The following is a 23321-nucleotide window of genomic DNA, read 5'->3' on the forward strand; positions in this document are numbered from 1 at the left end:
ATATATGCAATGATAAACTTTCAAAGATATTCAAATAAAGTAAGAATACGCTTGGAAATGTAAAGGGGAAAACAACGTCAGCTAAAGCATGGCATTTTCTCCGTCAGAAGAAAGCGTAGATATCAGATGAATGTATCCCTGCATAATGTATATTAACGTGTACAACATAACATCACCTGTACAGGACATTTGAGGCCACCGGTTCTTAGTACCGCTGTAGGCCGAAATGAGCGGGAGCGATCCGGTACAGGTGATGTTATGTTGTGCACATAGAAAGACTAGAGGGGGATACATTCATCTGGTCAATAATTGTTCAAGGAGGAAATGACATGCAGATATTCAGAAATCTGAAGCCGTATTGGAAGTCGGTCATTATCATAGCCCTGCTCCTCGTTCTGCAGGCATACTGTGATCTGTCACTTCCGGACTACACCTCAAAGCTCATAGATACCGGTATACAGAACTATGGTATAGAGAACTGCAGTCCGAAACAGATCCCGGAGAAAGCTTACAAAGTGATAGACGGATTTATGGATGACGATGAGAAAGCCGTATGGGAGAAATATTATAAAGATGGTTCGGATGGTTATTATTACCTGACAGAAGACGGCGAGGAACACATAGACGAAGTGGATAGTGCCTGTATGAAGGGGCTTATGATGTATTACTATCCATATCAGATGGTGAACTCTGACGAGGACAATGAGATCAAGGCAGGACTTGATAAGATGGGAATCACCCTTGACGAGATGCCGGAGGAGATGTGGGCGCAGATCGGTGAACAGATGAAACCTACGGTTGACGGCATGCTCGATAGCATGGGGGAGGATTATATGGAATCCACAGCCATCGCATGTACAAGGATATGCTACGACAGCTTTGGCTACGATTATAAGGCAGGACAGATGTCATATCTGAAGTGGGCAGCGGTGAAGATGCTTGGAATGTCACTTCTCATGGCAGCAGCTGCGGTTCTCATAGGACTTGTGGCGTCAAGGGTTGCGGCAAGCGTTGCCTGCGGACTCAGAGAGAAGGTGTTCAACAAGGTTATCGCATTTTCGGATGCTGAGATCAACAAGTTCTCAACTGCATCTCTTATAACGAGATCTACAAATGATGTCCAGCAGATACAGATGGTTACAGTTATGATGCTCAGAATGGTTCTATATGCACCGATACTTTCTATTGGAGGAATCGTCAAGGTTGTTGAGAACGGAGCCGGAATGGGCTGGGTAATATTCATCGGTATAGCAGCAGTTGTGATCCTCATGGGAACGCTTATGGTCATTGCCATGCCAAAGTTTAAAGTTATGCAGACACTGGTGGACAGAGTAAACCTTGTGTCAAGAGAGATACTTACAGGTATCCCGGTTATCAGGGCATTTGGCAGAGAGGAACGCGAGGAAGAGAGATTCGATGAGGCAAATAAAGACCTGACGAAGAACACCTTGTTCGTCAACAGAGTCATGACATTTGCAATGCCTATACTCATGTTCATCATGTATGCAATAAGCATACTTATAGAGTGGGTGGCAGCCCACAAGATCGATGCGGGTGTCCTTCAGGTAGGATCAATGACTGCATTTATTACATATACAATGCTTATCATTATGTCATTCCTTATGCTCAGCATGATGTCAGTCATGCTCCCTCGTGCCAGCGTGGCAGCAGACAGAATACAGGAGATCATAGATACGGATGTGACAGTTCAGGACGCAGCCGGAGCAAAGAAGCTTGAAGCACCAAGGGGTGTCGTAAAGTATGACAATGTCGCATTTGCATATCCGGGCGCAGATGAGAATGTACTTGAGAATATCTCATTTGAGGCCAAGCCTGGACAGACTACGGCGATCATAGGAAGTACCGGTTGTGGTAAGAGTACACTGGTTCAGCTCCTCCCGAGATTCTATGATGTTACGGAGGGCTCGATAACGATAGACGGACAGGATATAAGAGACCTCACCATGGAGAGCGTGAGACAGAATATCGGTTTTGTTCCGCAGAAGGGAATTCTGTTCTCGGGAACGATTGCGTCCAATTTAAGATTCGGTGCACCGGATGCATCTGATGAAGATGTCAAGCTTGCAGCTGAGATTGCCCAGGCATCTGACTTCATAGAGGAGAAGGAGCACGGTTACGACAGTGTGGTTGCCCAGGGCGGTGGAAATGTGTCCGGTGGTCAGAAACAGCGTCTTGCTATAGCCAGAGCCATAGCGAGAAAGCCGAAGATCCTGATATTTGACGACAGCTTTTCAGCGCTTGATTTCAAGACGGATGTGGCAGTCAGAAAGGCACTTGGTGAGCACGTAAATGACAGCACGGTATTTATCGTTGCACAGCGTGTAAGCACTATACTCTCAGCAAATCAGATACTTGTGCTTGACGAGGGTACGATAGTCGGCAAGGGAACTCACAAGGAACTCATGCAGACCTGTGAGGAGTACAGGCAGATAGCCGAGTCGCAGCTTTCCCCATCGGAGATAGCAGCCAGTCTTGGAACTGACTCAGAAAGGCAGGTGTAGGACATGGCAGAACAGAATCAGACAAATAATCAGAGAAGTTTCAGAGGCCCTAGAAGAGGCCACGGTCCTATGATGGGCGGCGAGAAAGCCAAGGACTTCAAGGGAACGATAGGAAAGTTATTTAGATACATAGGCAAGTACAAGGCAGCGGTTGTTGTCGTTGCTATATTTGCAATTGGAAGTACGGTATTCAACGTAGTATGTCCGAAGGTACTCGGCAAGGCAACAACAGCCCTGTCTGAGGGAATCATGAACAAGATAACAGGCAACGGCGGAATTGATTTCACGTATATCGGTAAGATATTGCTGTTCTGTCTTGGTCTGTATGTGCTGAGTGTGGCATTTAGCTTTGTACAGGGCTTCATCATGACCGGTATCACACAGAAGGTGTGCTACAGGATGAGACGTGAGGTGTCCGAGAAGATCAACAGGATGCCGATGAGCTACTTTGAGAGCAGAACCTATGGCGAGGTACTTTCAAGGATCACAAATGATATAGACACCATGGGAAATGGTCTGAACCAGAGTATCACACAGCTCATCACATCGGTTAGTACGGTCATCGGTGTAATCGTGATGATGCTCACGATCAGCCCGCTTATGACACTTATATCAGTGCTGATACTTCCGATAAGTATCATGCTCATGATGTTTGTCATCAAGAAATCCCAGAGATTCTTCAAGCAGCAGCAGGAATACGTGGGACACATAAACGGTCAGGTTGAAGAGGTGTATGGCGGACACAATGTCATAAAAGCGTTCAATAAGGAGAACGACGTTAGAAGAGAGTTCCATGAGACAAATGAGACTCTGTACAAGTCAGCATGGAAGTCACAGTTCTTCTCAGGACTGATGCAGCCTATCATGATGTTTGTCGGCAATCTGGGCTATGTGGCAGTTGCCATATCAGGTGCGGCTCTTGCGATCAGAGGAACTATCCAGATAGGTGATATCCAGGCATTTATACAGTACGTGAAGAACCTCACACAGCCTGTTCAGCAGGTTGCCCAGGTCACAAATATGATGCAGCAGATGGCAGCAGCCGCTGAGCGAGTATTTGAACTTCTTGAAGAGAAAGAAGAGGAGCAGATAGTAGAGAATCCTGTATCCACAGAGGGAATCAAGGGTGAAGTTACATTTGAACATGTAAAGTTTGGCTACAATCCGGATCAGATCATCATCAAGGATTTCTCAGCCCATGTAAAACCGGGACAGCAGGTAGCCATAGTCGGACCTACCGGAGCGGGCAAGACCACCATGGTCAAGCTGCTCATGAGATTCTACGACGTGAATGGCGGTGCTATACTTCTGGACGGACACAATATTAAGGACTTCAACAGGCGTGAACTCAGGGATGTATTTGGCATGGTGCTTCAGGATACATGGCTGTTCAAGGGCACTATCATGGAGAATATCAGATACGGAAGACTGGATGCCACGGATGAGGAAGTAATTGCAGCGGCAAAGGCAGCTCATGCACATAGATTTATCTCGGCACTTCCGGGTGGATACAACATGGAGCTCAACGAGGAGATAACAAATATATCCCAGGGACAGAAACAGCTCTTAACTATCGCAAGGGCAATTCTTGCTGACAATCCGGTCCTGATCCTCGATGAGGCTACATCGTCAGTCGATACGAGAACAGAACACAGGATTCAGAGAGCCATGGACAATCTGATGAAGGGCAGGACAAGCTTTGTCATAGCCCACAGACTGTCAACCATCAAGAATGCAGACATCATCCTTGTTATGAAGGACGGTGACATCATAGAGCAGGGTAACCATGATGAGCTTATGGCTCAGAATGGATTCTATGCGGATCTGTATAACTCTCAGTGGAGTTAAAGGATTTATAGATACCCATAGCTTAAAACTATGACGAGTCTCAAAATAATAGTATTTTCCATGGACAGCCTATCCTGCTAGAATATCCTCAAGTTAAGAAAACGAGAAAACACTACGGAGGATAAAGACATATGAGCAAATTACAGACACCTTTCAGATACGATTTTGTAGGAAGCTTTCTGAGACCACAGGCACTCAAGGATGCGAAGGCAGCATACAGGGACGGAAAGATCACCAAGGAGGAGTTCGACAAAGTTGTTAATGAGGAGATTACCAAGGTTGTTGCAAAGCAGAAGGAACTTGGATTCCATGCGATCACAGATGGCGAGTTCAGAAGAACATTCTGGCATCTTGACTTCATGTGGGGATTTGAGGGCGTTGCCCATGAGAACACTGGAAATGGTGTAAAATTCGATGCAGAGCTTGCGGTTCTTGACGACACTTATCTTGTAGGCAAGATAAAGGCAAAGACGCACCCATTTGTTGAATATTTCAAGTTCCTAAAGCAGTTCGAGGATGAGAATACAGTTGCAAAGTATACGATACCGGCTCCTGCACAGACATTCCAGCAGATGATAGTACCTGACAATATTGCAAACACAAGGAAGTTCTATCCTACAAATGAGGAGCTTATCCAGGATATCGGAAAGGCTTATCAGGATGTTATTAAGCAGTTCTATGATGCTGGATGCCGAAACCTGCAGCTTGACGATTGTACATGGGGAGCCATAGTGGGGGATGCAGCAAAGCAGAGATATAGGTCGCTTGGAATATCACTTGAGGATGTCAAGAAGGAGCTGCTTGCAGTGAACAATCTTGCCCTTGAAGGAAAGCCGGAGGATATGGTCATCACTTCACATATCTGCAGAGGAAATTACCACTCAACATTCTTCACAAGCGGTCCTTATGACACAGTTGCAGATTATGTATTTGCAAATGAGAATGTAGATGCGCTGTTCCTTGAGTATGACGATGAGAGATCGGGCGGATTTGCACCTCTTGCAAAGGTTTCAGAGAACAAGAAGGTCGTGCTCGGACTTATCACAACAAAATCTCCGGTTCTTGAGGATAAGGAGAAGGTCATTGCAAGGATCCATGAGGCTGCAAAGTATGTACCACTTGACAGATTATGCCTGAGCCCTCAGTGTGGATTTGCATCTTGTGAGATCGGAAACAAGCTGACAGAGGAAGAGCAGTGGGCAAAGCTCAAGCTCGTTAAGGAGATAGCAGAGGAAGTATGGTCATAAAATAGAGTATTATAAAAGTGAAGTGGCGGCGAACAGAAGCAAGAATCTGTTCGCCGCTTTTTTGTGTTATGAAATCTGTTATATACAAGCCTGATCGATATATGATACTATTAAGAAACGCGGAATCCTTGCGGGAGTTATATTCCCAGTGCTTTTGCTCGTGAGGATACTTCTTCTGAGAAAGAAGAATGCTAAAGAAAATGTATGTTAAAAAGCAGAAATATAGATATAGTTAGGAGTTAGATTCATGAAAAAGATTGTAGAGATGTGGAATAGGGTGTCGCTGATCGCGAAGATATTGGTTGGAATAGTGATCGGTGCGGTGCTGGGACTTCTGGTGCCGGGGGCAACGGGAATAGGCCTGATCGGAACCATGTTCGTCAGGGCGCTCAAGGCAATTGCGCCGATACTGGTGTTTGCCCTTGTCATCAGCTCAATTGCAAATGCAGGAAAGGGAAATGGCCAGCAGTTCCGTATGGTGACGATCATGTATATGCTCAGCACGCTGTGCGCAGCGATAGTGGCGGTGAGCGCAAGTTTTATTTTCCCTGTAACCATGACACTGGACCTTGAATCATATCAGGCGGATGTCGTCCCATCGGGAATCATGGAGGTCCTCCAGAATCTTTTGCTCAACATCACCGATAATCCAGTAAATGCGATACTCAACGCAAATTATCTCTGCATACTTGCATGGGCACTTTTGTTTGGACTTGCCATGCGACGGACAAGCAAGTCTATAAAATCTGCACTTGTATCCATATCGGATGCGGTATCAACCGTCGTGAGGTGGATCATCGGGTGCGCACCATTTGGAATCATGGGACTTGTGTTCACGACAGTATCGGAGAGTGGATTGTCGATATTCAAGGAATATGGCAGATTGCTGCTTGTGCTTGTGGGCGCCATGCTTACGGTTGCATTGATCGTAGATCCTCTCCTTGCGACTATCGTCTTAAGGAGAAATGCATATCCACTTGCGTGGAGATGCCTCAGAGAGTCAGGTGTGACGGCGTTCTTCACCAGAAGTTCTGCGGCAAATATCCCAGTGAACATGTCACTTTGCAAAAGACTTGGACTTGACCCGGATGTGTATTCGGTATCCATACCGCTTGGCGCGACCATCAATATGGATGGTGCCGCCATCACTATAACTATAATGGCGCTTTCCGTTGCAAATACCATGGGAGTGTCGGTTGACGTTCCGACAGCACTCATGCTCAGTCTTATGGCAACCCTTGGGGCGTGCGGTGCCTCAGGTGTTGCGGGAGGTTCGCTGTTGCTCATTCCTATGGCGTGCTCACTGTTTGGAATTCCACAGGATATATCCATGCAGGCTGTTGCCGTCGGAATGATCATCGGAGTGGTCCAGGATTCACTTGAGACAGCGATCAACTCATCAGGAGATGTACTCTTTGCCGCTACAGCGGAGTACAGACAGTGGCAAAAGGACGGCAGAGAGTTTAAGATAGGCGCCATCGTGAATCCGGATGAGTAGGATATTTTCATATAAAAAATAACCGGGCATGTTCAGGAAGAAACATACCCGGTTGTTTTTGTCTTTATATTCCCCGTATCCCTGATTCCACAATTCCATTTGAATCTTTAGAGATTCCCTCAAGAACATGTGGAACTACCAAAATATCCGTTCCGCATTTAGGACATGCCGCAATTCCCAGCAGTTCGCTGGTGCTTTCCAGACGATATTCAGACTGATATTCTATACCATCTTTCTGCCACATAAAAATGTGTCCGCATTTGAAACACCTAACTTCCCTAAATGTATTTCCCATAATAACCTCCACTGAAATTGCTTGTATTTTTAGTTTAACACATCGTTAATAACAATGGAAGAAACGACAGGTTTATCTTTAAATGCAATATGAAACTACAAATAGTATTAATGACATTAATAGCCTACAGAAACTTGTCCAGCTCCGCATCGACGTTCTTCCTCTTCTTGATCTTTGGGTGGTCGATGACTCTTTCAAATATACAATATCCTAAACTTGGATTGCAACAGATGAAGAACTTTTATATAATTGTAGACAGTACGCGGAAGCGAAGATAACATATGGAAACTGAAAGAAAAACAGGAAAATGAACACTATGGAGAATGAGCCATTGTCTGGCAGATCAATGACAGAGAATAACAAAACAGAATACAAGGCACATTACCATCTGCCCGGACTTTTTGAATTCTACGAGCTGTACAAGGTATTCCTGCCACTATACCGTGAGCACAGGGAATATTTTTACGACTGGTGTGATATCGGCTCGGTGTATGGCGCACCGGGTGACTGCCTCTGGGGCGGTGGCAGAGTGGGATATGGTGACAGCGGTGCCAGAGATGTGCTGGAACTTATGAGAGAGTATGGAATATCGGCGAGGCTGACCTTCAGTAACTCATTGTTAAGACCGGAACATCTTGCGGATAAACGGTGTAATGATTTGTGCAGAGCGTATGAGAAGGGTGATATTCAAAACGGTGTCATAGTCCATTCGGAGTTGTTGCTTGACTATCTGCAGGAGAACTATCCGGGACTATATATGGTTTCATCTACAACAAAGGTCATTACGGACTTTGACCAGTTTTCGGCAGAGCTTGACCGGGATGAATTCCGATATGTTGTGCCGGATTTCCGGCTGAACAAAGCATTTGACAGGCTGGGGGCGCTTTCGCAAAAGCAGAAAGACAAGGTGGAATTCCTGTGCAACGAATGCTGTTGGTTCTCCTGTCAGGACAGGAAAGCCTGCTATGAGGATGTGAGCCGTATGGCTCTCGGTGAGAAATCAATTCACCACTGTACATCGCCGAACGCAGCAGGTGGCTATCGTTTCTCCAAAGCGATGGAGAATCCCGGATTTATAGGTATAGATGATATAAAGAACATTTACCTGCCACTGGGGTTTTCCAATTTCAAGATAGAGGGAAGAGGTCTTGGAAGTGCCATAGTGCTGGAATTTCTGCTATACTATATGACAAAGCCAGAGTACCAGCTGAGGGTAAGAGAAGAGATATATCTTGACAATACGCTGGATCTGTTCTAGGCGCGCGCGGGCAGTAGTCAGGGGCTGCGGATAGCATGGGAGGATAATATAGGCAGTCGATATGTATTTGAAATCTGCAGAGTATGTTTCGTAGCTCGTGGAGATAACAGAAAATTCCTGATCGAAGGGGGAAATGTATATGGAGAGAATAAAGAATTTATCCAGGACGCAAAAGGTTCTGATGAGCATTATAGTGGCAATGATCATAGCATTTTCCATAATTTATCCGATTATAATGTCCATAAAGGGAATAGAATTCAGGGGTGACTTTCTGACCCGAAAAGAAGAACAGGGAAATGTGACATATACAGATGGACATACAAGTATCATAGTATATGATGACCAGAGCATAGAATTTAAGTGTTATCATCGATTTACAGGAGATGGGTATAGAGACGTAACATATGGACCATATAGCTGGATGGAGGATTATTCTGCCATACCGGCAGGGACGGAGAACGGCATGTTATCATCTGATGATTATATCGGAGTAAAGATCATGGCGGGTGATAAGGTGTTTTTTAGAGGCGCTGTCTCAAAAGATGGATACATGGTATACAATGCGGACGGCACGATGACCAACGAGTTTGATGTGGTTTTAGGAGATTATTATGCAAATCCGCCGGATATTTATGAAATAGTGAAGTTTATTACTGGTCCGCAGACTACAAACAGAGGAAATATAGTATTATATATATTCGGAATCATTATATGCATCATTGCGGTCGTAAGTATGCTGTTTCCAGATGAACTTTTCAGATTGGCCATGTGGCCCAGGGTGAGAAACCTGTATGATGTTGAGCCGTCTGACTGGGAACTTACAGTCCGTGTTATCGAGTGGTATGTGCTTACGATTGGTGCATTTGTGGTATTTGTGATCGGACTTACGATGGGCAGTGTGACGTGACGACTCCGGACGAGTGATAGACAAAAGCGCTTAGCATATAGACAAATAGATGAAAGGATAACTTGAACAATATGGCATACACACCGAATGATATATATGATTATATAATTGAGAATGACAGGGAATCAGAATTCCTGCAGGCGATAACACTCCATAAACAGAACTTTTCCATAGGAGAGATTACAGACAGGCGTTTTCTCGTAAAAGAAGACAAGACGGTAAAGTTTATATCAAAGATGTATAAGATAAATATACAGATCACGGATGACGACATCATAACAGCGGTCATGAATGGCCTCTATGTGAGTGCATTTATCTCAAGACAGGGCGATGCCTACAATGTGCATTTTCTCGTACATGCGTATCCGGAAAATATGAAGTCGCAGTTTGACGAAGAGATATTAAAGGAAGTCCTGCGATACATGATCATGATGACTATTGTACGGCTGAGACTGGATACGCCGGAGAAGGTGGAAGAATATCTGGGGAGCAGGGAGTAGCACTTTATGTAAATAAAGCTTATAGCCGCACCCCTGACTCTTTTTATGAATAATATTTGGCTGTTATAAAGTAGTTTTGATGAAACAAAAAAGCTGTCTGAAATAATTCAGACAGCTTCTGTCACGTGCGCAAGAGGATTCGAACCCCCGACACCTTGGTCCGTAGCCAAGTGCTCTATCCAGCTGAGCTATGCACACATGTTGATTAACAACATCAGTTATATTACAACAGGTTTGAGCAAATGTCAAATAAAAAGTTGCAAATATTTCAATTTTTTCATTCAACCTGAGGTTGAAAAATATCAGTAATAAATAACTGTAGTTATTCTTCAGGTGATTCTCTCTTAAGTTCAGGAATATACCTCTGACCATATATGCTGTTCTTGATGGACTGCATCTCAAGGTCTGTTGCGGATATCACATCTGCGCATTTCTTAAGTCTTGCGGATATCATGTCTACGTTCGGGATATCCTTCTTATATCTGAGCTGGTGATCCAGGCTCGCCCAGAAGTCCATCGCGATTGTTCTGATCTGTACCTCCACACGCATATTCCTTGTGTGGTCTGCGAAGAACACAGGAATCTCGACTATGACATGCAGACTGCGGTAGCCATTTGGCTTTGGATGCGATATGTAGTCTTTTGCCTCGATCAGGGTGATGTCGTCCTGACTTATGAGCTTTTCTGCCACCATGTATATGTCATCGATGAATGGGCAGATGACTCTTATTCCAGCGACGTCATCCAGATTGTTCAGTATACTTGCACATGTAACCGGACAGCCCTTGCTTGCAAGCTTTTTGGCAATGCTGACAGGCTTTTTGATCCTTGACTGTATGAATTCTATAGGATTTCTCTTATATCTTACGCTGAAATCATCGTTCAGCACTTCAAATTTTGTCTTCACCTCTCTGATGGCACATGAATACATCATCATGATCTCCTCAAAACTCTGCATCTCCTGCATGAAAGGATTTTCCTCCGGGCGCAGGAGTGAATTGATGTATTTGCTGTTCAGAGCGTTTGTCTGTATTGATTCCATAACTCCTCCAAAATGTAAAAAACTGGAATGGTGTGTCCTGTTGCACAACTATGTGTATTATACTACATTCCACTTGTGCTTAAAAATAAAATTTTATAAAATACCTGTGAACGATCAATAAATACTGACAGGCATAACCCTTTTGCTTTATTTGTCAGTTCACAGAGTCAGGAGAAGACAATGAGCTATTTTGATGAGATGATCGCCACGGAGCGTATACCGGATTCCTATGTGGGATGGGAACAGTACAGACGTGAGGTGACGGAATATATAGAAAATAACTGCCGGGTAAAAAAAGAATCCGGGCAGGATGCAGATGCAGCGAATTCAAAGCCTGTGCTTGCACTGTGGGGAATAGGGCCGGCCGGCGATATAGATATAGGAAGATTGGCAGATAATTACAGGCTGGTGCTCATAGACAGAGACAGGGAAGCTGTGCTTTCGGCAGTCAGGGAATATGGGTTGAAGGAACAGGATTATATAATAGCGGATATTCCATTCTGGCATGTAGACGATGACCAGTACCGCTTGTATGAGGCGATGCTTGAGGACTGTGAGGACACCGAGCACATACTTGAGTTCCTGACAGGCATAGCGACTGCCAATTCCGGTAAATATATTGGCAGAACGGAATCTGGGGATATAGTAAATGACACCGACAGGTATCTTGATATATTTGATTACAGTGTGGCGGTCGGGCTTCACAGCCAGCTCAATTCCAGATTTGCGGCATTGCTTTACCACTACAGGGACAATTATCATGACGAGGATCTTAGACTCATAAGCAGTGCCATCTCGGGGCTGAACGAGGCGGCGGTGGAGAGACTCAATGACTACATGTACCATATGACAAAGGATGTCCTCATATATGGATATGAGGTCGCTGCATGTGAGGATCAGACATGCGCAGAGAAGCTTGCAAATGCATTTGACAGGCGGGATGTGGAGACGATGAAGTCGGTGGAGCACATAGAAGGTGTGGCACAGCTCATGAAGGATATGTCGCTTCATATGAACTATGACGTGGAGCTGGTTGACAGCCGCCATATGGTATGGCCATTTGACACGGCCGGTGGCAGAAAAAATTACATGATGGGATTTGCCGCCATGCGGAAGATATGATGTTGTAAATAGGCGGAAAAGATTAAAAAGTTAAATGACATTCCATAAAAATCAGTTGATATAACGTATATTATCATGAGGAGGGAGCTATGACAGACAGAGAATTTGAACAGTGCATGTCTGCGATGGCGGCGGGCGACAGGGATAGCCTGCGGCACATATATGATGCGTATCTGAAGCTCATATATGCTGTGGTGTACGACACCATAGGACAGCGCGAGGAGGCTGAGGATGTGACATCGGAATTCTTCATCAAGCTGTACAGCATTGCGGGAAGCTATAAGCCGGGAAATGGACATAAGAAATGGTTGGTCACGATCGCCCGGAATATGGCGGTGGACAGGATCAGGAAGATAGACCGTGAGGCTCTGGTGGATGAGATACCGGAGACCGGGCAGAGTGGCAGCATGGAGGAACAGGTTGTGAACAGCGTGTCACTGAAGGTGGCCATGGAGTCGCTTAAGCCTGATGAGCGGGAGATAGTTGATATGAAGGTGGCTGGAGGATTTACCTTCAGAGAGATATCAGAGATAGTTGGCAAGCCGATGGGAACAGTCACGTGGCTTTACAACAGTGCGATCAAGAGACTTAGGAGGTGCAGACTATGAACAGACATGAAGATGAACTGGAAAAGGAAATAGCTGACAAATATATAGAGAATATGGATGCACCTGATCTCTGGGGAAAAATAGAGGCAGGACTTGATGCGGTGGATGCGCAGCGGGTGCAGGATAAGAAATCTGGAGATAAGAAGTTTGGAGTCAAGAAAGACCGTAAAGACAGGAACAGAAGAACCATCCAGATCGTTTCCGGTCTTGTGGCAGCGGCAGTGGTGTGTGTGCTGATCGTAGCCGGACCGTTAAGGAACAGCCGTAAGAGGGCAAGCGATAAGACAGCGCAGGACAACAGTGTGAAGGTGACTTCGGATGAAAGTTATTATGCACAAGAAAGTGACGCGGCTGCGGCAGACGATATTCAAAGCGATGCTGCTGAAATGGCAGAAAACGCCACGGCGAGTTATGATGTACAGAGAAATACTGATGCTCAGAATTCTGTGAATAGTGCTGACTATATCCCCATGATCATGTTGGATGGTGTGCTCTACAGGGACACATACGACATGGTCGATGCTGACAGCGTGGATGAGAGCAAAGCGGCCTACGCTGAGAGCTACACCGATGGCGTGCCGGCAAATGACGGCGAGGTCAACTTTGACATGAACCCATCCAGAAACTCAGCCTACATTGTGTGTGATGATGGTAGCCTTGTAGTGAAGGTTGAGGGCAACTGGTACAGATTTGAGAGGGCAGAATAGCACAAACAAATCAAAAATTAAAAAATACAGAAATTACCATAAAAAATAATAATCCCTTCGTATATAGAATATAAAGCTTGACCGGTAGCTTGAAATTCATATTACGGAGGGATTTTTTATGATGAAATATAATTCAAAAATATTTGCAAGATCCATATGCGCAGTTATGGCAGGGATTATGATGGTAGGAGGTCTTACGGGTTGCGGTAACGATGATGCAGTAGATGGCAGGGGAATGCGCCTTGAAAAACAAAATGGGGATAAGACAGAGATAACAGGGATCGCAGAAAAGTACAGGGAAAAAGAAAGTAAGCAAAAAAAGAAGTCGCTGCAGGACAATGGCTTGAGTGGAATATTCAACAGTACGTCGAATGATGTTATGTATGCGGAGGAAGCTTGTGATGTGGCAACAGTCGCTGGAGATACAGCGATGGTGACAGATACTTCAAATTCTATGTATACAGAGATCGCCTACGATACGAGAGAGTATGACAGCGTGGCGGAGAATGGATTTGTATCCACAGCGGACAGACCTCTCTCCACATTTGCGGCGGACAGGGATACGGCATCATACAGCAACGTCAGGTCGTATATAGAGTCAGGCTGTCTCCCACCGGACGGAGCGGTGAGAATAGAAGAGATGCTGAACTATTTTACCTATGACTACAGAAGGAAGCCTGAGGATGGAGAGAAGTTCTCCATATACACAGAATATTCGGACTGCCCGTGGAACAAGGCCACAAAGCTCATGATGGTTGGGATCAACACGGATGAAATAGATTTTGGAGACAAGAAGCCTTCAAATCTGGTGTTCCTGATCGACACCTCGGGATCCATGTATGAGGATAACAAACTCCCACTCGTGCAGCAGTCATTTGCCATGCTGGCGGAGAATCTGGATGAGAACGACAAGGTGAGCATAGTCACATATGCGGGTGAGGATACGGTGGTGCTCTCGGGCACATCCGGCTCAGAGCAGTACACGATAAATGAGGCGCTTTCAAGTATGACAGCCGAGGGCTGTACCAACGGCGGCGATGCCATCATCACAGCTTACGAGCTGGCGGAGAAGAACTTTATAGAGGGAGGTAACAACCGTGTCATACTTGCAACGGACGGGGATCTGAACGTGGGGCTTACCAGTGAGAGCGACCTTGTGGATCTGATAACCGAGGAGAAGAAGGAAAACAACATTTTTCTCAGCGTGCTTGGGTTTGGAACGGACAATTTGAAGGACAACAAGCTTGAGGCTCTTGCTGATAATGGTGATGGAAGCTATGCGTTTATAGATTCTGCGTATGAGGCAAAGAAGGTGCTGGTGGACGAGATGGGCGGAACTCTGAACACCGTTGCCAAGGATGTGAAGTTTCAGATAGAGTTCAATCCGGCAAATGTCAAGGGTTACAGGCAGATAGGTTATGAGAACCGCGCCCTTGCGGATGCGGACTTTGCAAATGACGCTGTGGACGGCGGCGAGATAGGCGCAGGACATATGGTGACGGTGCTCTATGAGATAGTGCCTGCGGGATCAGACTTCGATGTGCCTGCAGCCGAGCACAAATACGGACAGGATTCCAATCAGGCAAATACATCGGAGACTGCATCACAAGACGTTAAGGATAAGTCTGATAGCGCAGAGGACTATACCGGTGAGCTTGCGACAGTGAACGTAAGATACAAGGAGCCGGATGGGGATAAGAGCAGTCTTGTGAGCCGTGTGGTGAAGACAGACAGCTACAACGGCGGAATGTCCGTTGACATGAGTGCGGCAAGTGCCGTGGCGGCCTATGGTATGATCCTCAAAAACAGTGAATATGTGGGTTCTGCAGATTTTGATATGGTTATGGCTCTTGTTGGCGGTAAGGTGGACAGTTCAGCCGGCAGTGGCGATATTATCGATATGCAGTGGCAGGGCTTTGCAGACATGGTACGTCAGACGCAGAATATAACTGACTAGGAAAAATGTCGATAAGAGGAGCTGTTCGATATGGCTTTGTAATCACACTTTGTAATCACATTGTATAAAACTCTTTTATTTTATTGATAATTCTTGTATAATAACAAATTAGAGTGTCAATTAAGACGAAAAAATAAAAACAAGAATATCAATATAGACAGGAAGGGTAAGATTCATGGGCGAAAAAAAGATTATGCTTGGTAACGCAGCCATCGCCAGAGGCTGTTATGAAGCGGGTGTCAAGGTATCAGCGGCATATCCTGGAACACCAAGTACAGAGATCAGTGAGAACATGGTGCAGTACAAAGGAGATATCTACTCAGAGTGGTCACCAAATGAGAAGGTAGCCACAGAGGTAGCGATCGGTGCATCATTTGCGGGAGTGAGATCAATAGTGTCGATGAAGCATGTAGGTGTGAACGTGGCATCAGATCCGCTGTTCACCGCAGCATACACAGGTGTGAACGGAGGTATGGTACTTGTTGCAGCAGATGATCCTGGAATGTACTCATCACAGAATGAGCAGGATTCAAGACTTGTAGCAAGAACAGCCATGATCCCAGTTGTTGAGCCATCAGACAGCCAGGAGGCAAAGGATTTCACAAAGTATGCATTTGAGCTGAGTGAGAAGTATGATACTCCTGTAATGCTCCGTACAACCACAAGACTCTCACACTCACAGGGCGTTGTAGAGCTCTGTGACAGACAGGAGATTCCTGACAAGCCATATGAGAGAAATATAAAGAAATATGTCATGATGCCTGGTAACGCTATACCACGTCATGTATTTGTAGAGCAGAGACTCAAGGACATGGCAGCAGACGGAGCTGACATGCCGATCAACAGAGTTGAGATGAGAGACAAGAGTGTGGGTGTCATCACCAGCGGTATCCCTTACCAGTATGTCAGAGAGGCTATGCCAAACGCATCAGTCTTAAAGCTTGGCATGGTAAATCCACTCCCAAGAAAGATGATCGAGGACTTCTGTGCACAGGTAGACAAGGTGTATGTCATCGAGGAGCTTGAGCCGCATATCGAGACTCAGGTCAGATCATGGGGAATAGATGCAGTCGGCAAGGAGCTGCTTACAGTTCAGGGTGAGTACAGCGCAAATATGCTCAGAGAGAAGCTTCTCGGCGAGAAGGTAGAGACAGTCGAGGCTGCTCAGGTTCCAGCCAGACCACCTATCCTCTGTCCAGGATGTCCACACAGAAGCGTATTCTCAGTCCTCTCAGAGCTGAAGATCCACGCTGCAGGAGATATCGGATGTTACACACTCGGAGCTGTCGCACCGCTCAGTGTTATTGACACAACAGTCTGCATGGGTTCATCTATCTCTACCCTTCATGGAATGGAGAAGGCAAAGGGTAAGGATTATATCAAGAACTGGGTAGCGGTCATAGGTGATTCAACATTCCTTCACACAGGTGTGAACTCACTCATGAACATGGTATACAACCAGAGTACAGGAACAGTCATCATACTTGACAACTCGACAACAGGTATGACAGGACATCAGGATCACGCCGCAACAGGTAAGACACTGATGGGAGATCCTACATATGCCATTGATATTTACAATCTCTGCAAGGCACTGGGAATCCAGAGCGTCCATGAGATAAATGCATTTGATATAGAAGGTCTTAAGAAGCTCATCAAGGAGGAGACAGCAAAGGATGAGGTATCAGTCATCATCACAAAGTCACCTTGTGTACTCTTGAAGACGACTAAGATAACAGGAAGATGCAAGGCAATACCTGAGAAGTGCAAGAAGTGCGGTATGTGCTTAAAGCCTGGATGCCCTGCAGTTATCAGGCAGGAGGATGGAACCATCCGTATAGATGACACACTCTGTACAGGCTGTGGACTGTGCATGAAGCGTTGTAAGTTCGATGCTATAGAAAGGGAGGAGTTCTAATCATGGAGACAAAGAATATTATGATCGTCGGCGTAGGCGGACAGGGAACACTTCTCACAAGCCGTATACTCGGTGGAATCACCACGGCAGCAGGTTATGATGTAAAGCTCTCAGAGGTTCACGGAATGAGCCAGAGAGGTGGAAGTGTTGTTACATATGTAAGATATGGTGAGAAGGTAAATGAGCCTATCGTGGAAGAGGGATGTGCAGATGTCCTCATAGCATTTGAGAGACTTGAGGCGCTCAGATATGCACACTTCCTGAAGAAGGATGGAGTTATAATCGTCAATGACCAGAGAATAGATCCTATCACTGTAGTGACAGGTGTTGCACAGTATCCTGATGGAATCATCGAGGAGCTCAGCGGCAAGTACAAGGTTATCTCAGTGGATGCCATGGATGAGGCAAAGAAGCTTGGCAACAACAAGGTATTTAACACAGTCATCATAGGAATCGCGGCACAGCACATGGATTTCTCACATGATGCATGGGTTGAGGTTATCAAGAACACAGTTCCACCTAAGACAGTGGAGAAGAATCTTGAGGCATTTGAGGTTGGCTACAACCTTAAGTAATTTGACGATTTTTGGTACAAAAGACGGATTTTGGCATAAAAAAAGTCCGTCTTTTGTTGATTAATGGTGGAAAAAAGGACCCTCATATGGTAAAATCAACACATATGATGGTTTGCGGGGTGCGTACACATGAATGATATTAACAAGGATGAGATTGACGCAAGATGGCATATGCTGGTATGGCGTATGATGATAGTTATATGCAGTATTTCTTTTGTTATTTCATGGATATTATTTGGAGTATACAGAGTAGATAAGAGCATAGGAGCAGGCGCATATATAGTAAAGTATATCGTGCTGCCGATGATAGTACAGGCTATAGCGATCACAATTTGCTATTTTTATATGAAGCACGATGAGGCGGACATAAAGCACAAGAATTATGTCGTGACAGGTATGATATATGTATGTGTCGGTGTTATAGCATTTACATATTGCACCATATACCCGCTTATACTTATTCCGTGTGTCACCATAATTGCCACGGCGTTATTTGCAGATCAGGAGCTGACGGTATGGTCGGGAGTTGCGGTGCTTGCACTCATGGTCATCAATGTTGTGAGATTACATTTGAATGTCGGTGAGCTTGCCACACAGATGAACTGGGTTGGAGCACTGCTCATATACATACTGGTAGTATCTGTTATGTGTGCGATGGTTATGGTCGTCAACAAGCACACGAAGGCACTTATGGAATCGATTGCCGGAAGCTACAACAGACAGGTAACACTGATGAGTGAGCTTATGGTTGATCCGATGACAGGCCTGTACAACAGAAGATCATTTGAGGAGAGCCTTGATAAGGAGATCGAGAATGTGGAGCAGACTGGGGCGAAGTCCTATGTCACCATATTTGATATAGATCATTTCAAGGAAGTCAACGATACATATGGCCACAGCAATGGAGATATAGTTATCAAGGCGCTGTGTAAGATGATGAAGGAGAAGTCGAAGGATATGGGACTTGCCTTCAGATACGGCGGTGAGGAGTTCGTGATACTGTTCCATGATGTGGAACTGTCCAAGGTCATGAATGTTGTTGAGGACATAAGAACAGAGTTCAGATGCTACTATTTCCACTTTATGAACAAGGATGGAATAACATGTAGCTGTGGTGTCGCTGAGTACACCAAGGGAGAGAGTTCCAAGGCATGGTTCAACAGAGCGGATTCAGCACTCTATAAGGCGAAGGAATCAGGAAGAAACAGAACAGTTATAAGTGAATAAAAAATAACACATTGGGCTGTGCTCAATGTGTTATTTTTTTATGGAATTATTCAAATGTTATGATATGTCCGGCGTTACTGGACATAATCGTTCAGCCACTGAACCACACCGTTGGATATTGCCTTGGCGTAGTTCTCAAGATTTTCATTGAAATAGTCCAGATCGTCCTGGTTGGTCATGAAGCCCATCTCAACGATCATGCTTGTCATATCGGTGTCTCTGATGACCGCATAGTCATCATCGCTGTCTCCCTGGGTTCCGATTCGCACCCCTCGGTTGGCGGTTATACCAACTTCCTCGAGATTGCTCAGAATGTCATCTGCGGCCGCATAACTGCGCTCAGATCCTGAGCTGTGTATCCATATCTCAATGCCCTTTGTGGTGTTTGGGTTGGCTGTTGAATTGCGATGTAGCGAAACGAAGATATCAGCCTTGGCCTTGTTTGCTATCTTTGAACGGGAGTCGAGCTGTGTGTCGCTGTCGTCGGATCTGGTCATTATGACGTTGACGCCGCTCTTTTTCAGGGCTTTGGCAACCTCCTGCGCAAGACGGAGATTGTCGTCCTTCTCGTAGCTTCCGTCAAGTCCCACAGCGCCTACATCGCTTCCTCCATGACCAGCATCCACACACACCGTGTATGTGTCGTTGGCCTTCTGGAGCATGACAGTCTGTCCTTTCCCCTTGGTGATCTGTGCCTTTGCCAGAAAAAATCCCATGACAAGTATGCACAATAATAGTATGATGTTTATGGCGACCAAAAAGACGACGAGGGAACGCATCTGTTTCAGCGTCATTTTCTTTTTTCGTTTGCTCATGTTTTCTCCTTCGTGGAAATATCTTTGATAAAGATACCTCAAAATCCGATGTTTTTCAACTGTGGATATGGAGAACGTGAACAGCATGGCCGCAGCAGAGGTGTTCTGCGCTTACGCAGTATAAATGTACAGGAGGAATATTTATGATAATAGATTTTCACACACACACGTATCCCGACAGGATAGCAGCCAAGACGGTAGGGCTTCTGGAGAGCAGATCCGGTACAAGGGCACATTCGGATGGCACACTTGACGGACTGGAGAATGACATGAGGAGCAGACATGTGGATGTGTCTGTGGTACTTCCGGTGGCAACGTCTCCGAAACAATATAAGCATATAAATGAATTCGCAGTTGAGGAGAATGAGCGCTTTTCAGAGACACATGTGTGGTCGTTTGGAGGGATACATCCCGACAATGACAATTACAAAGAGATACTCAGGGATATATGCGACAAAGGTCTGAAGGGGATAAAGATCCATCCTGACTACCAGGGGGCTTTTTTCAACGATATAAGATATAAAAGGATAATCAGCTATGCCACAGAGCTTGGGCTTATCGTGGTGACACATGCGGGAACAGACATAGGACTTCCTGATGTGACTCACTGCACTCCTGCAATGGCGGAGGAGGTGCTGGATGAGGTTGGGCCTGACAAGCTTGTGCTTGCCCATATGGGTGGATGGCAGATGTGGGATGACGTGCTGAACAGACTTTGCGGAAGAGATGTGTATTTTGACACGGCATTTTCCTATGGACAGATAGACTGGCGGGAGGGGGCATCGCACAGATGGCAGCTTCTTGATGGTGACATGTTTAAGAAGATAGTGGCAGCTCACGGGTCTGACAAGATCCTGTTCGGAACGGACAGCCCATGGTCTGATCAGGAACAGTCATGTGCGGACATAGAGGCCCTTGATCTGGAAGATGTGGACAAAAACAATATATTTGAGAATAATGCGCGAAAATTGCTTGGATTGAAATTGAATTTTTAGAAAAAATACGCGAAAACCTATTGATAATGTTTTAAAAATGTGTTACATTTTTGTTACGCCAATGAAATTTTTCACAGATAGTAATACACGAAAGACATGTCGGAGCCTAACGACATGTCTTTTTTATGTGCTGTGGAGCGGACTGCCCACTGTAAGTATCATTATATGAAGCGGTTTATGAAATAAAAAAGACTTGAGATAAATCTCAAGTCTTAATAGCTGGGCTACAAGGATTCGAACCTTGAAAATGCTGGAGTCAGAGTCCAGTGCCTTACCATTTGGCGATAGCCCATTGCCTCAACAAATGGTAGTATATACTAAAGCTCAGAATAATGCAAGCACTTTTTTAAAAAAATTCAAAAAAATTTTTCGCCTTGCGATAGCCCTCTAAATAGGGTATAAAATTATAGTAAAATGAGCATCATGGAGGTGGCGTAATGTATTCATATGAAGCGATAGTCAGGTATAGTGAGACTGGTGGAAATAAGATATCCAACATGGCGACCATAGCGAACTATTTCCAGGACTGTGCTATACTGCAGTCGGAGGAGGTCGGCATAGGGCTGGATTATCTGGCAGAACACCACAGAGCATGGTTCCTGGTTTCCTGGCAGATAGAGGTGGTCAGATATCCTGCGATGGGAGAGAAGATCAAGGTCAGGACGTGGGCATATGATTTCAAGGCATCTCTGGGATTCAGAAATATAGATATACTGGACGAGAATGGAGAACGCATAGTTAAGGCGGCATCCATTTGGAGCTATATGGACACCGAGAGGCTGAGACCTGTCAAGATAGACAAAGAGGTGTCAGACGCATATCCGATGGAGCCTGCCATAGACATGGAGTATGCGCCGCGCAAGGTAAAACTGCTGGGCGATGCGGAGACTATAGATACCAGAAAGGTCATGTCTTATCAGATAGACTCCAACAATCATATGAATAATGAAGCGTATATTGCTCTTGCCCAGGAATACGTGGATGATGTTGCGGATATTATTGCAGTCAGAGCGGAATATAAGATGCAATATGTGAAAGATGATGTTATAGTAGTAAAGAGGTTTATTGACGACAGATATGTTCAGATAATCCTGGCAGATGAAGAGGACAGGACAAGGTGTGTTGTCCAGTTTGAACGGAGCAGTAAGGATATATGATATACTGTGTCGACAGAAAAAATTAAGAGGACGGTATGACGATGATAAAGATAGGCGAATGGAATGATCTTATAGTAAAGAGAGAAAAGGAATTTGGTGTGTATCTTGGATGTGCGGATTCTGACAGTGAGGTGCTTCTTCCGAGAAAGCAGGTCCCGAATGGCATAAAGACAGGCGAGCACATCAACGTGTTCATATACAGGGATTCTGACGACAGACTCATTGCAACTGTGAATGTTCCATATATAACTATGGGTAAGATGGCTGTTCTCAGGTGTGTGGGAACTACCAAGATCGGTGCATTCATGGACTGGGGACTTGAAAAGGATATTCTGCTTCCGTTTAAGGAGCAGGTTGGCCCGGTGAGAGAGAACCATGAATATCTGGTCAGAATGTACACTGACAAATCGGACAGACTGTGTGTGTCCATGAAGGTTTATGAGTATCTGAGCAGCAATTCCCCATATAAGCAGGGAGATGCTATATCGGGAATAGTTATAGAGTACAGCTCCGAGTATGGTGCATTTGTCGCTGTGGACAACAAATATTCAGCACTTATCCCGAAGAAGGAGATACACAGTGCCATATATGCCGGCGACCACGTTGAGGGCAGGGTTGCGTCAGTCAGGGAAGACGGCAAGCTGAACCTCACCATGCAGAAGCCGATAAAGATGCAGATCAGGGAGAATGCAGAGATGATATTGAATATCATCGATTCATATAATGGAGTGCTCCCGTTCAATGACAAGGCAGATTCAAAGGTGATAGAGAAGGAATTTGGAATAAGCAAGAGAGCATTTAAGACGGCGGTTGGCAAGCTCCTCAAGGACGGTAAGATAAGGATCACAGAGAAGAACATTGAGATACTGTCCGAGGAAGAGCGGGCAGAGCTTGCGAAAAAAGGAACAACCAAAGCCGATGTTGTGAAGCGTGCAAAGCCTGAGACGAAGAAGCCGGTATCCAGACGGTCACCGGAGCCCGTGCCAGACAGAAAAGGCACTGTGAAATTCACCAGAAGCAATGGTGGAAGGCGCAACAACAGAAAGGCTCTCATGGCGGAGCTGAGCGAGATGGATGAGGAGTAATAGTTCATCATATATAATAGTAAAAAACAGGAGGAACA

Annotated in this window: 20 protein-coding genes and 2 tRNA genes; 17 read left to right on the forward strand and 5 right to left on the reverse strand. The window is 45.3% G+C overall.

Annotated features, from left to right (window positions below):
* Positions 1-329 precede the first annotated feature (329 nt).
* The 4 genes from ABUA34_RS00390 (at position 330) to sstT (ending at position 7115) form a co-directional block, all read left to right on the forward strand.
* Positions 330-2522, forward strand: coding sequence for an ABC transporter ATP-binding protein (locus tag ABUA34_RS00390; RefSeq protein ID WP_349822663.1), 2193 nt, complete (start codon positions 330-332; stop codon positions 2520-2522).
* A 3-nt stretch (positions 2523-2525) separates the two neighbouring features.
* Positions 2526-4370 (forward strand): ABC transporter ATP-binding protein, encoded by a 1845-nt coding sequence (locus ABUA34_RS00395; protein ID WP_349822664.1) that lies wholly within the window; start codon positions 2526-2528, stop codon positions 4368-4370.
* A 131-nt stretch (positions 4371-4501) separates the two neighbouring features.
* The gene (locus ABUA34_RS00400; RefSeq protein ID WP_349822665.1) at positions 4502-5617 is read left to right on the forward strand and encodes a 5-methyltetrahydropteroyltriglutamate--homocysteine S-methyltransferase; all 1116 of its coding nucleotides are present in this window, start codon (positions 4502-4504) and stop codon (positions 5615-5617) included.
* 247 nt (positions 5618-5864) lie between these two features.
* Positions 5865-7115: a serine/threonine transporter SstT gene (gene sstT, locus ABUA34_RS00405; RefSeq protein ID WP_349822666.1), complete on the forward strand. Its 1251-nt coding sequence runs from the start codon at positions 5865-5867 to the stop codon at positions 7113-7115.
* Between the two features lie 64 nt (positions 7116-7179).
* On the opposite strand, the gene ABUA34_RS00410 is transcribed toward sstT, so the two are convergent.
* On the reverse strand, positions 7180-7410 hold the full coding sequence (locus ABUA34_RS00410) for a hypothetical protein (protein ID WP_349822667.1): 231 nt from the start codon (positions 7408-7410) through the stop codon (positions 7180-7182).
* A 346-nt stretch (positions 7411-7756) separates the two neighbouring features.
* On the opposite strand from ABUA34_RS00410, the gene ABUA34_RS00415 reads away from it, so the two are divergent.
* The 3 genes from ABUA34_RS00415 (at position 7757) to ABUA34_RS00425 (ending at position 10075) form a co-directional block, all read left to right on the forward strand.
* On the forward strand, positions 7757-8668 hold the full coding sequence (locus ABUA34_RS00415) for a hypothetical protein (RefSeq protein ID WP_349822668.1): 912 nt from the start codon (positions 7757-7759) through the stop codon (positions 8666-8668).
* A 139-nt stretch (positions 8669-8807) separates the two neighbouring features.
* Positions 8808-9575 (forward strand): hypothetical protein, encoded by a 768-nt coding sequence (locus ABUA34_RS00420; protein ID WP_055147939.1) that lies wholly within the window; start codon positions 8808-8810, stop codon positions 9573-9575.
* Positions 9576-9646: 71 nt separating this feature from the next.
* Positions 9647-10075 (forward strand): hypothetical protein, encoded by a 429-nt coding sequence (locus tag ABUA34_RS00425; RefSeq protein ID WP_004853714.1) that lies wholly within the window; start codon positions 9647-9649, stop codon positions 10073-10075.
* A gap of 124 nt (positions 10076-10199) precedes the next feature.
* Here ABUA34_RS00425 and ABUA34_RS00430 read toward each other — a convergent pair.
* Both ABUA34_RS00430 and ABUA34_RS00435 read right to left on the reverse strand, forming a co-directional pair.
* Positions 10200-10273 (reverse strand) — tRNA-Arg (locus ABUA34_RS00430).
* Between the two features lie 124 nt (positions 10274-10397).
* Positions 10398-11117 (reverse strand): GTP pyrophosphokinase, encoded by a 720-nt coding sequence (locus ABUA34_RS00435; RefSeq protein ID WP_015533441.1) that lies wholly within the window; start codon positions 11115-11117, stop codon positions 10398-10400.
* Positions 11118-11297: 180 nt separating this feature from the next.
* Between ABUA34_RS00435 and ABUA34_RS00440 the strand changes: the two genes are divergently transcribed.
* The 7 genes from ABUA34_RS00440 to ABUA34_RS00470 all read left to right on the forward strand — a co-directional run bounded on the left by ABUA34_RS00440 (position 11298) and on the right by ABUA34_RS00470 (position 19231).
* Entirely contained in the window at positions 11298-12239 is a 942-nt protein-coding gene (locus ABUA34_RS00440; protein WP_349822669.1) for a hypothetical protein, read from the forward strand.
* Between the two features lie 89 nt (positions 12240-12328).
* Positions 12329-12847, forward strand: coding sequence for an RNA polymerase sigma factor (locus ABUA34_RS00445; RefSeq protein WP_015533439.1), 519 nt, complete (start codon positions 12329-12331; stop codon positions 12845-12847).
* Positions 12844-13554: an SH3 domain-containing protein gene (locus ABUA34_RS00450; protein WP_022216723.1), complete on the forward strand. Its 711-nt coding sequence runs from the start codon at positions 12844-12846 to the stop codon at positions 13552-13554. Before ABUA34_RS00445 ends, ABUA34_RS00450 begins: the two co-directional genes overlap by 4 nt.
* A 118-nt stretch (positions 13555-13672) precedes the next feature.
* A complete protein-coding gene (locus ABUA34_RS00455; protein WP_349822670.1) occupies positions 13673-15511 on the forward strand; it encodes a vWA domain-containing protein in 1839 nt (612 codons plus the stop codon).
* 175 nt (positions 15512-15686) lie between these two features.
* Positions 15687-17429 (forward strand): indolepyruvate ferredoxin oxidoreductase subunit alpha, encoded by a 1743-nt coding sequence (iorA, locus tag ABUA34_RS00460; protein WP_055147951.1) that lies wholly within the window; start codon positions 15687-15689, stop codon positions 17427-17429.
* A gap of 2 nt (positions 17430-17431) precedes the next feature.
* Positions 17432-18004 (forward strand): indolepyruvate oxidoreductase subunit beta, encoded by a 573-nt coding sequence (locus ABUA34_RS00465; protein ID WP_055274042.1) that lies wholly within the window; start codon positions 17432-17434, stop codon positions 18002-18004.
* 129 nt (positions 18005-18133) lie between these two features.
* Positions 18134-19231, forward strand: coding sequence for a GGDEF domain-containing protein (locus tag ABUA34_RS00470; RefSeq protein WP_117875354.1), 1098 nt, complete (start codon positions 18134-18136; stop codon positions 19229-19231).
* Positions 19232-19305: 74 nt separating this feature from the next.
* Here ABUA34_RS00470 and ABUA34_RS00475 read toward each other — a convergent pair whose 3' ends face one another.
* Complete coding sequence (locus tag ABUA34_RS00475; protein ID WP_015533433.1) at positions 19306-20046, reverse strand: N-acetylmuramoyl-L-alanine amidase family protein; 741 nt, start codon at positions 20044-20046, stop codon at positions 19306-19308.
* 143 nt (positions 20047-20189) lie between these two features.
* Between ABUA34_RS00475 and ABUA34_RS00480 the strand changes: the two genes are divergently transcribed.
* A complete protein-coding gene (locus tag ABUA34_RS00480) occupies positions 20190-21041 on the forward strand; it encodes an amidohydrolase family protein (RefSeq protein ID WP_015533432.1) in 852 nt (283 codons plus the stop codon).
* A gap of 219 nt (positions 21042-21260) precedes the next feature.
* On the opposite strand, the gene ABUA34_RS00485 is transcribed toward ABUA34_RS00480, so the two are convergent.
* Positions 21261-21333 (reverse strand) — tRNA-Gln (locus ABUA34_RS00485).
* A gap of 145 nt (positions 21334-21478) precedes the next feature.
* On the opposite strand from ABUA34_RS00485, the gene ABUA34_RS00490 reads away from it, so the two are divergent.
* Together ABUA34_RS00490 and ABUA34_RS00495 are read left to right on the forward strand one after the other, a co-directional pair.
* Entirely contained in the window at positions 21479-22198 is a 720-nt protein-coding gene (locus ABUA34_RS00490; RefSeq protein WP_015533431.1) for an acyl-[acyl-carrier-protein] thioesterase, read from the forward strand.
* Between the two features lie 35 nt (positions 22199-22233).
* Complete coding sequence (locus ABUA34_RS00495) at positions 22234-23283, forward strand: CvfB family protein (protein ID WP_308936789.1); 1050 nt, start codon at positions 22234-22236, stop codon at positions 23281-23283.
* Positions 23284-23321: the final 38 nt, after the last annotated feature.

Source organism: Coprococcus sp. RTP21428st1_C9_RTP21428_210409 (assembly GCF_040227395.1).
Taxonomy (GTDB): domain Bacteria; phylum Bacillota; class Clostridia; order Lachnospirales; family Lachnospiraceae; genus Coprococcus; species Coprococcus aceti.